Raw genomic sequence first — 13,553 nt, forward strand, 5'->3', positions numbered from 1 at the left:
AGGGTTTTAGTCCGTGACTTGGCCTTAGGTCGGCTTTTAATTAAATCATAAGATCCATAGTAAGATATTTTACAGCAATTTTCGGGTTGTGCTAAATTCAAAAAATCTTTTATACTTAGGCAAAGAGATGGTCCTCAGTAAAGAAATCCAAACCCCTTTAGGAATACTTCTCGCGGGTGCCGTGGAAGAAGGTATCTGCCTTTTAGAATTCACGGAAAAAGAGAGGTTGGAACTCCAACTTACTCGGCTCAAAAAAGTTTTTGGCGAGGATATCCAACCGGGAGAGAGCAAGTTTTTTCATCCTTTGGAAGAACAGCTTCAGGAATATTTCGAAGGTAAAAGAAAGGACTTCGATGTTCCTCTGGTCGTCTTAGGCACTGATTTTCAGAAAAAAGCTTGGGAAGCTCTACATTCTGTAGTTTACGGTAAGACAAATTCTTACGAGGCCCAGGCAATCCGGGTCGGAGACAAAAATGCGGTTCGAGCAGTTGCAAAAGCGAATGGAGAAAATCGGATCGCGATCTTGATCCCATGCCATAGGATCGTTGGCAAAAGTGGAGACCTAACTGGATACGGCGGAGGACTTTGGAGAAAAAAATTCCTGCTCGAGTTAGAGCAAAAATTCTCAGATTCTCCTACTTTACCTTTTTTCCGAGGTGAATGACAGAAGCAATACTCCCTGGGAATGTAACCCCTTCGAAAGGAGACCAACCGCTCTTACTTTTTATATCTTCTTTTTTGAATGTAGTTGGAGTTTCAAAATCTAGAACAGTAAAACTTCCGCAGTAACCTTCTTCGATCTTTCCAAAACCTTTTCCATATTCTTTAGGCAAAAATTCTGCTACAAAATCTCCAGGATTCTCAGCGCAGATCTCCGAAATTTTTTCTAAAGAAATTCCTGCGGTCTTATACAACCATGTCACGAATAAAGAATACGTGTCGAGTTGAGAAATCCCAGATGTGCCCTTCAGTTTTTCTTCAATAGAATGAGGGGCATGATCAGTTGCTAGGAAGTCAATCCAACCTTCTTTTACTCCCTTGAGTAAAGCCTCTTTGTCTTCAGGTCCTCTCAACGGTGGATTCATCTGGAACCAATGACGGTTTTCGTCGGTGAGCATGGTTCGATCAAAGTACAAATGAGTAGGAGTCACTTCACATTTTACTTTGACTCCTCTCTTTCTAGCTTCAATGATTTTCTTTAAACCTTCTTCCGTAGAATAATGGCATAACTTTCCGACCAGTTCATATTTTTCGATCAGATAAAGTGCAAAGTCGGTAGCCAAAGTTTCAGCAATAGCGGGCCTTCTATCCTCATGATATGTTTCGTTTTGGCTTTTTTCTAAAATTTCAGGATCTTCACAATGAAAACTAATATTACATCCTTTATAATGACGGATCGTCTCTTCTAACTGCTCATTGGAATAAAAGAATAATTCTCCAATCGAAGGACCCATGAACGCTTTATACGGAACATGAGCTTTTAGAGGTTTTGTATGAGGACCTATACCCGCATATAAAGTGATACGAACAGGAGAATGATCTGCGAGTTCTCTCTTTTTAGAATAAGTAATATCGTCGGTAGGAGGGATCGGATTATTGGGCATGTCTGCGATATGGATCACACCTCCATTGATCGCAGCATTTCCCGCGGATAAAAAATCTTCTTTGTATTTATGTTTTCCAGATTCGTCTTCTCTTGCATGAACATGAATATCGCCGAAACCAGAAAAGATCGTAAACTTATCCGGATCAAATAACAATTCTTCTGCATTAGAAGATTGCAATACTTTGTCTTTTTGGATGGAGACTATGAGGCCTGTTTTCGGGTCCAATTCCACTGTGCCCATAAAAGATCCTTTGGAGTTTTGGAATTTTCCTGAAATTTTTCGAATCTGAAGAGCCATTTAGTACAGTTTATCTTAGGCGCCTTTTTTTTCTATCGCATTCAAAAGTTTCGTAACTGCCGCAGAAGGTCCCTGCTCTTTACGAATTTGGATAGCAAGATCCCTGGCTTCATCTAAACGATTTGTATGATAATACATATCCGCAAGATGTAAATTGTTTTGGGTATGACCGTCGGAGATTGATCTCAATTCTTCCGACAAACGGATGGCCTCTTGGATATCCCCCATTTTTTTAGCACAATAAGAGAGTATAAAAAGCATCTCAGGATCTTTCACGATCCCCATCTCTCTCAATTCTTGTGCTGCCAGATACGCGGTTTGATAATCTTTAATCTTCAATCCAAGTTTTAAGATCAACTTAGAACGAACTGGATGTGAATCTTGGCTTCCTTGTAGATCAGAAAGGAATCTTCTTAATTCTGAAACTGAACTGGTCTTTTTGATCCGATCTGAAATTTCTCTCCAAGAAGAAATTCCTTCATTTAATCTGGATGGAGTTTCGGCCCGATTAGAAGAATATTCTGAACCTTCTTCCGTTCGGATAGACTGGATCATTCTATTAAATTGATCAGCTAAACTTCCGATCTCATCCCAAGCTTCTGGATGTAATTCTCTTTGCAAATCTCCTTCGGTAGCAAGCTCCAAAGCAGAATATAATCTATCCAAAGGATGGATCACGAAGAATGAGAAAAACGAATTGATCGCAATCGAAAACAGAAGAATACAAACTAAAAATGCGAGCACTGGTTTTTTAAGTAATCCAGTCTCAAATGTCAAGAACTCTTGATAAGGAATTCCTATCTCTTTTACTTGAGTTTTACCTGGAGATTTCTGGATTACAGAATAATAATATTCTCCCATGGCAAGTCCAGGGATCCTTCTGAATCGAGGCTCCCCTTCAGGGACAAGTTCTCTCATTTGGTCCAATGTAAAACTTCGTAATGTCTCTCCTTCTGCAGAAGAATTTTTAACAGAACCGGAAAGTATTTTTAAGAATAATGCAAACTTCTCCTCTTTACCTTCAGGAGAGATTTGTTCCAAAATCCCATCTCGAATATCTTTAGGAGGAAGGTTCTTAACCTTTTTACGGACCTTCTCCAAACCTTTGGAAAAGTTAATTAGATTTTCAGAATATTTTTCTGAACCTTTTAAAGACTCAGCGACCTTTGCATAAGAAGGAAATTCTTTATTTAAAGCTGATGGATTATTCCAAATAAAAGAAAGGATCAAATCTCTTTTGGATTCTACAAAAAAAGAAGTTTCCAATCCACCGGAAGCAGTGAGAACAAACCCATCATTATCCTGAACAGAAAGTAAATAAGAATCAGGAGATAGATCCTGTGCTTTCAACTTTTCCTTAACTGTTTCATTAAAAGATTCTAATCCAGGTTGTAAAAATAACCAACTGCTTCCTTGGAATACGAATAATAATAACAATACGATCCCGAGTAAAATGGGAGATCTAAGACTGAAAGCTTCTCCAGAGGCTCTCAAATGAATCAGCCATGCTAAAAATAATGCGGTTAGAAAAATAGGATTCCAAAAGGACAGTCCGATAGCTCTGTCCAAAGGATAAGCAATTTCTTTTAGATGGAAAAGAATCGTTGTTCCAAGAAGAAGTAAAAACGGCACCCAAAGAGAAAGCGCCATTAGCTGAACATCTGATCTATGAGCCTGAAAACCTCTCCAAACACCGAAGAGTAATATTACAGAAACATAAATGATTCCAAACCAAAATATAACTTTTTCGTCGGCCCGATGGATTACGTCGTAGACTCCTCCACCAAAATCATAAACAGGTTTTGCAAATATTGTTCCTACTATATGAAGAACCAAAATACTTAGGGCCAGAAAATATCCAGCGCCCAATAAGATCCTTCCTGTCTTTTCGGAGGCCTGTGAATTCAGTAGGAAAAAGTATAAACATAGATGTGCGCAAAGTAAAAACGCAGACGGTAAAGAAAGCCATCTATGTAAAAAAGAAAGAGGGTGAAAAAAAGAGGTCCCGAGCAAAAAGGAAAGCTCGAGTAACGCACAATATAAGAATACCCAGCCTAAATGTAAGGTTGTTTCGTATTTTTCCTTTCTAATTAAAAGAAAAAAAGCGCAGAGTCCGGAAAGAAGAAATCCAGTAAGATAACTGACGCTGGAAAAAGTTAAAACAGCCATGATGTGTATTAAAGCATCATTTCACACAAATTACAGCGAATTTGTTTGTGCTGGGACTTGGAGAAAAATCTCCACTACCTAAGTTTACGGTCATATAATCCCCTTTGTCTCCAGCTGCACTCGTAGACCAAAACAATCCGATAGTTTTGATCTTCTTATCTGCTCTTTTGGAGAATGTCTTAAGCTCTTCCTTATCTGGAAGTCTCTTTCTTCTGGAAGAACAATAACGAACTGCATCTTCCCAAGCAACCGGAGATCCAGCTTCTTCGTCCCAACCATGTTTCCCATAAACAGGGGTCTTATCCAAATATTCTTGAACGATAAAATATCCGAAAAATACGATCAATGCTGCTGCGAGAAATCCAATCACTTTTACAAGAGTTCCTGAACTTCCCCCGGACTGTTGAGGAGCCTTCATTGGAAGTTCTTTCATCGTTTCTGAAATTTTAGTAGCTACAGTATGCTGTTGGTGACGATTCGGACGACCATGCTCCGGTCTTTTTTTCTGCTGGTGCCCGCGGTTTCCTCCGCCTGGATGTTTGTGGGAAGATTCTTGTTTTTTATTCCCGGAGGTTTTGCGAGGAGGCTTACGACGGTTCGCCATAAAGTGGATTATCCTTTCAGTCGATGGATTTGGACCTGTTTATTCTAAAAGGTCCTAAACGAATTTTAAAATCGTCCGTAAAAGAATCTCTACCAAGACTAGCTCATTTAGTAAAGAAAAAACCGCCAGGTCGAAAGGAAAGCCCCTACACATACTTAAAAAAGGTCGAATGTTTCCAGTATAGCCGAAAGGATTGTCCCAGAATGCAGACGATTCGAATCGGATTAATTGGCGCAGGCACGGTCGGCTCAGGAGTTCTTAAAATTCTTTCAGAAGAATCCGCAAGATTCGAAAAAGAATACGGTATCTCTCTAAATGTACATACAATTTGTACCAGAACTCCTTCAAAAATCGCCCCTATTTCTAAATTATTTTCTAAAGTAAAAATAACAGACGATTACAAACAAGTGGTGGGAAACCCCGAAATCGATACGATCATCGAACTTGTAGGAGGTACAACAATCTCCGAAGAGATCGTACTCGGTGCCTTACAATCCAAACAGACTGTAATCACAGCTAACAAGGCACTTCTTTCCGAAAAAGGTGAGATTATATATAAAACTGCAGAAGAGAATCATACCGAAATTGGATTCGAAGCTTCTGTTGGTGGTTCTATTCCGATCATCCGAGCTATACGGAATTGTTTGGCGGGAGATAAAGTTCTAGGACTTTACGGGATCTTAAACGGAACAACGAATTTCATTCTTTCCAAAATGGAAACAGAAGGTTTAGATTATAAAGAAGCTCTAAAACTGGCTCAGGAAAAGGGATTTGCAGAAGCAGACCCAAGCTTCGACGTAGAAGGTATAGACACAGCTCATAAGATCAGCATTCTAGGATCTTTGGCCTTCGGAGAAAAAATCCCTCTACAAAACATTGTGGTCGAAGGTATAACAAAGATTACACGATTAGACATCGCATTCGCTTCTGACCTGGGTTATAGGATCAAGTTACTCGGCCTTGTAAGAAAATTGGACGGCAAGGTAGAAGCCAGGGTCCAACCTGTAATGATACCAAAACATCATGCGTTCGCAAGTGTGATGAATGAGACAAATGCTGTGTATTACAAAACTGCATTTGCTGGCCCGGGTCTAATTGTAGGAAAAGGTGCAGGCGCTTTACCAACAGCTTCTGCAGTAGTTTCGGATCTGATCTATTACAGCTCAAGACGAGGCAAAAATCTTCCGATGGAAAAGAACAGATTTCCAAAAGCCTCTATTTCTGAAGCCAACCAAACAGAAGCTAGATATTATCTAAGATTTAATACCTTGGACCAGCCAGGGGTTTTAGCGGAAATTGCAAAAGATTTGGGAACAAACGGAGTATCTATATCTTCTGTTCGCCAAAACGAATCTGAAAAGGAACCTGCAGAAGTAGTCGTGGTCACACATCCATGTGTCGAAGCTTCAATTTCTGCGTCTTTAGGAAGGATAGATGCTTCTGAAGTGGTATTAGAACCCTCTGTTGCGATCCGCTTGGAAGACAAATTGTAAAAGTATGAACGAATTTCCCTGCACATTATCCTTACATGAAGGATTCGGGGATTCACATTTGGATTTATTTTTGGATATTGACGGAATTTCTCGTCTAATCACCTTCGGAACAGTCGCATCTTATTGGGAATTACTCCAAAGTGGATCGAAAATAACTTTTCAAAGAAAGAATGATCACAGAAGGATCTATCTGGACTTAGAAGGCGAAATCGAAGAGAAAGGACGACTGAGGATACTTTACCGCGGATCCGCCAAAACGGATTCCAAACCGGAAGAAGTCTCCAGCTGGACGGAATTGACAGCTACCATCAAAGATGGAACAATGATGCTTTAACGCGGATCGGGGCAAAATGGCAAAAACGGAATTCGAAGGCCTTTACATAGAAACTAAAAGAGACTCCGTCGGAGACAAAGAAGTTTTAGTCGTCATCATGAACGGAAAAGTGACGAATTCGAACGCTTTCGAAATTTCCAGAAAGATCAATTTCGTTTTCGACGAAGGGATCTACGAGATTATCTTAGACCTTTCTTCTTTGGAATATATCAATAGTGTTGGGGTTGCGACTCTTTTAACACTGATCAAAACTGTAGACCAGCATAACGGAAAGATCGTGATCGGAGGATTGAATCACTTCTTAGAGAATGTGATCCGATTGATGGAATTACCTAAAAAGGTAGCGATCTATCATACTCTAGACGAAGCCAAAGCAGTCTTTAAATAATATTATCTAATACTTTCTTGTTTAGAAAGAATATCCAAATATTCTAAAATACCTTTTGCAATGGTCTCCTTAGAAGCGGGACCTATTTCCTTTTTAAAACCTTCTTTTCCAAAAATGATCACGCTTGTATCCAGGTCTCCAAAACCTTTGGAGTCTTTACCCACGTAATTCCCTACGATAAAATCCAGATTTTTTCTTTTAAGTTTACCAAGTGCATTTTGATCCAATAAATCTGTTTCCGCGGAGAAGCCTATACGGAGAACATCTTTCAGATTTTGTTCCTGGATCTTTTCATGAACAGAAACAAGTATGTCTGGATTTTTGATCAGTTCCAGAACTAAGGTATCGCTACCTTCTTCTTTTTTGATCTTGGAATCGTTTGCATTTTTAGGACGAAAATCAGCCGGAGCTGCTGCCATGATAAGGATAGAAGAAGAATCCACTTCTTTCAGAACTGCGTCTCTCATTTCCAGAGTGGTTTCTACCTTAAGAATTCTTGCTCCCTTAGGTTCAGAATATTTTGGCTCAGTCAAACCACGAATATAAACTACATCTTTTACTAAATGGGCCGCTTCTTCGGCCAAACAATATCCCATTTTTCCTGAGGAAGCATTAGAAATAAATCGTACAGGATCAATCCACTCTCTAGTAGGCCCTGAACTTATTATAATTTTTGAATATTTAGCCAAGATAAAACATCTTATTGAGAAGTTTTGAGATACAATTCCAGGATCTTTTTTTGCATTACTGGAACGTCAGCAAGTTTGCCGTAACCTTCGTCACCACAAACCACAACTCCTTCTTGAGGATCCAAGATAATGACTCCGTCTTCTTTCAAACGCGCCAGATTTCTTTGTGTGGCTGGATGAGTGAACATATTCGGATTCATTGCAGGAGCAACTAATACAGGACATTTCGCGGCAAGATATGTAGAAGTTACAAGATCGTCCGCAATTCCGTTGGCCATTTTTGCGATAATATTTGCAGTCGCAGGAACAACAGCAATTACAGCTGCACGATTCCTTGCATCAATGTGAGCCATACCTTGCTCGTATTCATCTACCTGGACTTTTTTACCCGTAAGTGCTTCGAATGTGATCGGACCAATAAACTTGGTAGCATTCTGGGTCATAATCACAGAAACAGGATAACCTTCTTTAGTAAGATTACGCACCAGTTCGCAGGCCCTAAAAGCTGCAATACTTCCGCTGACTGCGATTAGAATATCCTTTTTATCCATAGTGCAGATCCAAAACCGATCTCGTAGTTTTACAACTTAAATCGCAAAAGAAGAAGGAGCAGAAAGTCTAGTAAAACGAACGGTCATAATCTTATTCCCATCCATTTTTTCTACAGTCAGCTTACCTTCAGGGATGGCGACTTCGGTCCCTTCCTTAGGCATATCTTCTAACTTCTCTAAAATAAAACCTGCGATAGTGCGAATATCGTTTAACTCGTCCTCTTCAATTCCAGTTAGGATCTCTTTTAATTCGTCGAGTTCGGTTTCTCCATCTATATCAAATGCATCAGGAGAATGTGATGGAACCGCATCTGTTTCATGATCGTCGGTCTCATCTCTGATCTCGCCGAAAACTTCTTCCACTATGTCTTCCATAGTTAGTAGTCCGGAAACTCCGCCATACTCATCGATCACAATCGCCATATGTTGTTTTGCGACTCGTAATTTCTGGAGAACCTTCTCGATGGACATACCTTCTGGAACTACGATAGGAGGTTGCATGATTGTAGTAACTTTTGCTTTCTTATTTCGTTTGGATTCGGAAAGCCAAGCAAGATAAGCCTGAACGTGAATAATACCTACAATATTGTCAGTTGTTCCATCATATACTGGATATCTGGAAAAATGATGTTCTGCGATAATAGAAAGAACTCCATCCATTTGGCTGTCGGCAGGAATTCCTACAATACTCAAACGATGAGTCATTACATCTTTCGCCAAATGTTCAGAGAACTGAAAAGTATTTTGTATGATCTGGAATTCTTCCTGATCTATATTTCCTTGTTTGTTCTGTTCCTGGATCAGGATCATCAATTCTTCGGGAGAATGAATGATACGATGAGAATCTTCCTTAAACCCGATCCTCTTCAAGATAAAAGAAGTCATTCCATTTAAGAAAAACGTAATGGGAAAAAATAAATAATAAAAGAAGAATATAGGAGCACTTGTCACCAAGGCCATGGTTTCTGTTTTCTGTATCGCAACTGTTTTAGGAAGAAGTTCTCCCAAAAGAATATGCAAAAATGTGATCAATGCAAATGAGATCGCTACTGCAATACCATGAACGGTTAGATCGGAATCAGGATATCCTGCGTAATGAAAAATAGGCTCTATCCAACTGGAAAGATAACCTTCTCCCACCCAACCTAAAAGTAAGCTCGCAATTGTGATCCCCACCTGGCAGACGGAGAGCATATCGTTCAACATTGTGGCCGCTTTTTTGGTAAGAACAGCCATAGGTCTGCCGTCTCGGATCAATTCTTCCAGACGAGAAGGTCTGATCGAGACCAGAGCAAATTCTGCGGACACAAAAAATCCGTTCGCAAAGATAAGAAGAAGTATTACTAAAAATCCAATCACGTCCATTAACGACAAAATCTTCCGAATGTAAGATTTAGGCGGATTGCTAGATCGAAAGAATAAAACAAGGAGGGTAAAATATCGCTTTGGTCCGGAAAATTCCGGCTTCTACTGTCGGGGTCCATCTATCTGTGATACGATCCATGAAAAACGGTGCATTGTCGAGTGTTTTGGAGACGAAAAAATGAAAATTTCCCCTTTTACGGAGCGGGATTTAAGCGGGTTATTCCGCGTTTCGAACCATTTTAAGGACTCTAGAATTCAAGTTTGGGTCCCCATTTTCATTCGCGAGTCTTTCTATTAAATTTATGTCGGATTCCGACTCTGGATTCCAGGATTTAACAAAATAAAGGCGAGAAGTTCCTACTGATAACCAGAACCTTGCCCAGTCCAGAAAGTCTTCTGATTTATCTCCCCAGCCCGTGCCGCTAAGAGAGTCCTTTGTAAATACAATCCTATCCGGCAAATTCCTAAAATCTAATCTACGTTTTGCCTTTCTGAAAGAAATGGAATCAGATCCGCAGGTCCATTCATAATCCCTAAGACCGTTAGGAGATTTAGAAGTCACCTTCATATTCCAAACAAGCAAAGCAGACTTTCCTTGGAGCAATTTAGATCCATCATAATATTGTAATGGAAAGGATTGCCAGCCCAAATGACTTTCCCCTTCCGGAAGGTTTTTAGGGAAAAGATTCTCACAAGCAGGACCGAATACTTTTTTAGCAGAATCTGACTCGTCTCTTTTATCGAATCTTAAAAATAACTTAATCTCAGAATCAGGGAATTCCTTTCTCAGATATTCTGCTGCTTCCACTCCAGGTGAATTCAGATAAATTTGAATTTTATCCTTCTTAGAAAATGATTCCAATGTACTCCTAAAAGCAGATTGAGCAGTGTAGCTAGTAGGATTGTCTGTATTCAACTCTCTTGCTTCCAGCTCGGAAGAATCTCCGTCCTTATGAAATAGAAATACTCTCTTATCTTTCACAAAGACCGCGATCAGTGGATGAGTTAACTTTTTGAAATTCGCATTTTTCAGAGGATCTGATTCTTCTCTGATGCGAGAAGATTCTTTGGTTCTCATTTCGGACCAAGCGGATTTCCAAGGCTCTCTTCCCGGAGGATAAAATCCTTTATATCTAGAAATTCTATTATGAGTTTTAAGGATAGCAAGGTCAGGAGGAGAATCCTCTTCCTGAAGTTCAGAATTTTCCTCATAATGGATCATAAAAGAAAGTAGATCGTTTGTATAACCATGTCTGGTATAAAAATCTATGGCGGAATTTTCTAAACTTTTACTTCCAAAAGAAGGAGGAAGATAATTTTTGATCTCGAAAGTTTTATCATCCGTATGACCAGACGCGGAAATTTTAAGAGCTTGGTCTAAGAAACTTTTTACTCCTCTTAAATTAGAGGATTCTTTATGAGAAAGAAATAATCCATTCAATCGGATCCATTCTTCTTTATACGAAGGATCTTCTTTTAAAATACCGCCTGCCTTGGTAAACTCTATGATCGCTTTTCTGAGATTATTCGTTTTTAACTGCAAAAACCCGTGGAGCAATGTGGCGGAATATTCTACTCTTCTCCAACCTTTACTTTGTGCAAGAAAGCTTAGGTCCATCGCAAGTTTGGAAGCAACTTCTGGTTCGTCTTCTGAAAGTATTTGAATAATTCTCAATTTAGTAAATAGATCGTCTTCGGTCAGATTTTTTGGAGTACTGACTGACTGCAGAGCATCCACTGCTTTATGAGAATTTTTAGATTTCCAAACTGCAACAGATACTAAATCGCGAGCACTATTGATCGGAATAGGTTCTCCCAAAAATGGATGAAGTATTTTAGTAGACCAATGTAAAAAATCTAAATTCAAATAATATTCAAGCGCTCTTGCAGGTTCACCTTGCAAGTAAGCAAGAGTTCCTAACTTCAGATATAATGAGTTTTTATAAGCGGGAGCCATCTCCCCTTGTCTTTCTATAATATACTTTAAAACTTTTTCGGCAGAATTCGGATCTCCATCTACCAAATAGTAATACGCCAATTTTTCGTAAGAATGAGAAAACATTCTTCCACCTAAATTTTCTGAAACAATACCAACTTTAGAAAATTGGATCGCATCTCTGGCAAATCCTAACTCCGAAAGATAATCCGCAATATTAGGAAGAAAATTAGATAAGAAAGGAATATGTTTTAGTTCCTTCTCCTCCGGATCAGTAACTCCAGGAAAAGGAGAAAGTATTCTTTGCAGATTTGTATATTCTCTATCATGGTTCGGATCAGAAAGTTTGAAATCCGCCATATAACTTCCTAAACGAAGCATTCTACAAAGAGAATAATATTGTTTTTTGGGAGAACATTTGATCTTATCTGCAGGCTTCTTATGAAGAAGAACGTTACGCGTCGATTCTACCAATTCTTTTTGATATGTGTCGCCTGCGGGAGGATTCCAAACTTTTAGGAAATTTTCCCCGTTAGATTTTTTGGAAAAGTAGATATCTTGAAAATAAAGTAAAAGAACTTCTGCGAAGCCTAGATCTTTTTCCTTTCGGATGGAATTGATCAGGTTAGAAAATTTTCCGGAATCTTTATTAAGAAGTAAATATTCACCAGCTAAAAGTGCAAACTCTGATTTTTGGACTGAGTTCAGGCCTTCTGGAAAGGAATTAAAATCGGTTTCCTTTGTAAGAACGTTTTTGCCATCCATCAAAAGATAAAAATTACCCGGAGAACCTGTCCAACCGTAATCACTACGGGTCTGGGCAGAGAGGGATGTACAAAAAGAACAGAACGAAATTAATAAAAATGGAATATACTTGAAAATTAGGCTAATGCCACCTAGTTTACGAATATTTAAAATTGCATTTTGCAAGGGAATCGATCGCGATTTAAGAGCGGTTTATAGACCTTCTCTTTTTAAGTCCCGGCCCATTAAATCTCTAACAACCTCCTTCGGATTCTTATGCTCGTAAAGCATTTTATACACCTCGGTGGTTATTGCCATTTCGATACCTAATTTCTGGGATAATTCGAATCCACTTTTTGCGGTTTTAACCCCTTCTGCAACTTCTACCATTCCACCTAAAATAGAATCCAAACTTTCTCCTTGTCCCAATCTAAAACCGACTGTCCTGTTTCTGGAAGCATCTCCACAACAAGTAAGGATCAAATCTCCCATTCCGGAAGGCCCTAAAAATGTAAGAGGATCCGCTCCCAATTTGACTCCTAACCTGGAAATTTCGGTTAATCCTCTTGTGATCAAAGCAGCTCTAGTATTCTGTCCGAATCCTAATCCGTCAGAAACTCCTGCAGCAATTGCGATCACATTTTTTAAAGAACCGCCAACTTCTACTCCGACCACATCTGGAGTCCAATAGGTCCTAAAATAAGTGAAACTGAATATTTCTTGTACCTTTCTTGCAGTTGCTTCATTCTTAGATGCGATACTCACTATCGTTGGTACACGTTTGACCAACTCTTTTGCAAAACTAGGTCCAGAAAGATAAGATAATTTGCTATGAAATTTGCCTGGAAGTTCTGCTTCAAAGATTTCGGAAACCAATCTAAGACTTCCATTTTCTATTCCTTTACTTGCGGAAACAATAGGAGCCTTTTCAGGTAGAAAGGATTTAATTTCTTTTAGAATATCAGTAATTGCGTGGGAAGGAGGAGCAGAAACGATCATGTCCTTGTCCCGAACAGCCTCTTCTAAACTTGTACTTCCTTTTAAATTTTTAGGAAGATCTATGCCTGGTAAATATTTTTCGTTCCGATGGTTCTCGTTAATCTCTTGGATCAGTCCAGAGTTCCTTCCCCAAATGGTAACATCATAACCTTTGTCTGCTAACAACACACCTAAAGAAGAACCAAAACTTCCAGATCCGATAACGCCGATTTGCATGAGATACCCTTTCCCCGACTAACCCTAAGGAGTGATGATCCTGACCTGGAAAGCCTAAACGGCAAGAAAAAAAAGCAGGGAAAAAGGAAGCTCATTCCATTCTTATTTTAGCATAAAACAGAAATGAAGTTTACCGACCAAATCCAAAGGATTAATTTTGT

Annotated in this window: 12 protein-coding genes; 4 read left to right on the plus strand and 8 right to left on the minus strand. The window is 39.2% G+C overall.

Annotation, left to right across the window (positions count from 1 at the left end; all coding sequences use genetic code 11):
• The first annotated feature begins 127 nt into the window (after positions 1-127).
• Positions 128-664 (plus strand): methylated-DNA--[protein]-cysteine S-methyltransferase, encoded by a 537-nt coding sequence (locus CH362_RS00305; protein ID WP_100709210.1) that lies wholly within the window; start codon positions 128-130, stop codon positions 662-664.
• Here the strand turns inward: CH362_RS00305 and CH362_RS00310 are convergent.
• Genes CH362_RS00310 through CH362_RS00320 form a run of 3 tightly spaced genes read right to left on the minus strand, consistent with a single transcriptional unit; the run spans position 636 to position 4,677 of the window.
• The gene (locus CH362_RS00310) at positions 636-1,904 is read right to left on the minus strand and encodes an amidohydrolase family protein (RefSeq protein ID WP_100708381.1); all 1,269 of its coding nucleotides are present in this window, start codon (positions 1,902-1,904) and stop codon (positions 636-638) included. The two genes, CH362_RS00305 and CH362_RS00310, sit on opposite strands and share 29 nt — an antisense overlap.
• 15 nt (positions 1,905-1,919) lie before the next feature.
• Positions 1,920-4,073, minus strand: a complete 2,154-nt coding sequence (locus CH362_RS00315) for a tetratricopeptide repeat protein (protein WP_100708382.1) — start codon at positions 4,071-4,073, stop codon at positions 1,920-1,922.
• A gap of 16 nt (positions 4,074-4,089) precedes the next feature.
• Complete coding sequence (locus CH362_RS00320) at positions 4,090-4,677, minus strand: LIC_10572 family protein (protein WP_100708383.1); 588 nt, start codon at positions 4,675-4,677, stop codon at positions 4,090-4,092.
• 203 nt (positions 4,678-4,880) lie between these two features.
• On the opposite strand from CH362_RS00320, the gene CH362_RS00325 reads away from it, so the two are divergent.
• From CH362_RS00325 to CH362_RS00335, 3 genes are read left to right on the plus strand one after another with little or no spacing between them, the layout of a single operon-like run.
• Positions 4,881-6,170 (plus strand): homoserine dehydrogenase, encoded by a 1,290-nt coding sequence (locus CH362_RS00325; RefSeq protein ID WP_100708384.1) that lies wholly within the window; start codon positions 4,881-4,883, stop codon positions 6,168-6,170.
• A 4-nt stretch (positions 6,171-6,174) separates the two neighbouring features.
• Positions 6,175-6,504, plus strand: a complete 330-nt coding sequence (locus CH362_RS00330) for a hypothetical protein (RefSeq protein WP_100708385.1) — start codon at positions 6,175-6,177, stop codon at positions 6,502-6,504.
• Between the two features lie 16 nt (positions 6,505-6,520).
• Entirely contained in the window at positions 6,521-6,892 is a 372-nt protein-coding gene (locus CH362_RS00335) for an STAS domain-containing protein (protein WP_086447319.1), read from the plus strand.
• Between the two features lie 2 nt (positions 6,893-6,894).
• On the opposite strand, the gene CH362_RS00340 is transcribed toward CH362_RS00335, so the two are convergent.
• The 5 genes from CH362_RS00340 to CH362_RS00360 form a co-directional block, all read right to left on the minus strand.
• The gene (locus tag CH362_RS00340) at positions 6,895-7,581 is read right to left on the minus strand and encodes a phosphopantothenoylcysteine decarboxylase domain-containing protein (protein ID WP_100708386.1); all 687 of its coding nucleotides are present in this window, start codon (positions 7,579-7,581) and stop codon (positions 6,895-6,897) included.
• Between the two features lie 11 nt (positions 7,582-7,592).
• Positions 7,593-8,132 carry a phosphopantothenoylcysteine decarboxylase gene (locus tag CH362_RS00345; RefSeq protein WP_100708387.1) on the minus strand — a complete coding sequence of 180 codons (540 nt, stop codon included), beginning with the start codon at positions 8,130-8,132 and terminating at the stop codon, positions 7,593-7,595.
• Between the two features lie 36 nt (positions 8,133-8,168).
• Positions 8,169-9,497, minus strand: coding sequence for a hemolysin family protein (locus CH362_RS00350; RefSeq protein WP_100708388.1), 1,329 nt, complete (start codon positions 9,495-9,497; stop codon positions 8,169-8,171).
• A gap of 217 nt (positions 9,498-9,714) precedes the next feature.
• Positions 9,715-12,363, minus strand: coding sequence for a tetratricopeptide repeat protein (locus CH362_RS00355; protein ID WP_100708389.1), 2,649 nt, complete (start codon positions 12,361-12,363; stop codon positions 9,715-9,717).
• 27 nt (positions 12,364-12,390) lie between these two features.
• Positions 12,391-13,392, minus strand: a complete 1,002-nt coding sequence (locus tag CH362_RS00360; RefSeq protein WP_100708390.1) for an NAD(P)H-dependent glycerol-3-phosphate dehydrogenase — start codon at positions 13,390-13,392, stop codon at positions 12,391-12,393.
• Positions 13,393-13,553: the final 161 nt, after the last annotated feature.

The sequence above is a fragment of the Leptospira saintgironsiae genome (assembly GCF_002811765.1).
Taxonomy (GTDB): Bacteria; Spirochaetota; Leptospiria; order Leptospirales; family Leptospiraceae; genus Leptospira_B; species Leptospira_B saintgironsiae.

Excerpts from the sequence above, each read along its gene's own strand:
- CH362_RS00350 (WP_100708388.1), bottom strand. The coding sequence starts at position 9,497 with ATGGACGTGATTGGATTTTTAGTAATACTTCTTCTTATCTTTGCGAAC.
- CH362_RS00330 (WP_100708385.1), top strand. The coding sequence starts at position 6,175 with ATGAACGAATTTCCCTGCACATTATCCTTACATGAAGGATTCGGGGAT.
- CH362_RS00345 (WP_100708387.1), bottom strand. The coding sequence starts at position 8,132 with ATGGATAAAAAGGATATTCTAATCGCAGTCAGCGGAAGTATTGCAGCT.
- CH362_RS00325 (WP_100708384.1), top strand. The coding sequence starts at position 4,881 with ATGCAGACGATTCGAATCGGATTAATTGGCGCAGGCACGGTCGGCTCA.
- CH362_RS00305 (WP_100709210.1), top strand. The coding sequence starts at position 128 with ATGGTCCTCAGTAAAGAAATCCAAACCCCTTTAGGAATACTTCTCGCG.
- CH362_RS00335 (WP_086447319.1), top strand. The coding sequence starts at position 6,521 with ATGGCAAAAACGGAATTCGAAGGCCTTTACATAGAAACTAAAAGAGAC.
- CH362_RS00320 (WP_100708383.1), bottom strand. The coding sequence starts at position 4,677 with ATGGCGAACCGTCGTAAGCCTCCTCGCAAAACCTCCGGGAATAAAAAA.
- CH362_RS00310 (WP_100708381.1), bottom strand. The coding sequence starts at position 1,904 with ATGGCTCTTCAGATTCGAAAAATTTCAGGAAAATTCCAAAACTCCAAA.
- CH362_RS00315 (WP_100708382.1), bottom strand. The coding sequence starts at position 4,073 with ATGGCTGTTTTAACTTTTTCCAGCGTCAGTTATCTTACTGGATTTCTT.
- CH362_RS00360 (WP_100708390.1), bottom strand. The coding sequence starts at position 13,392 with ATGCAAATCGGCGTTATCGGATCTGGAAGTTTTGGTTCTTCTTTAGGT.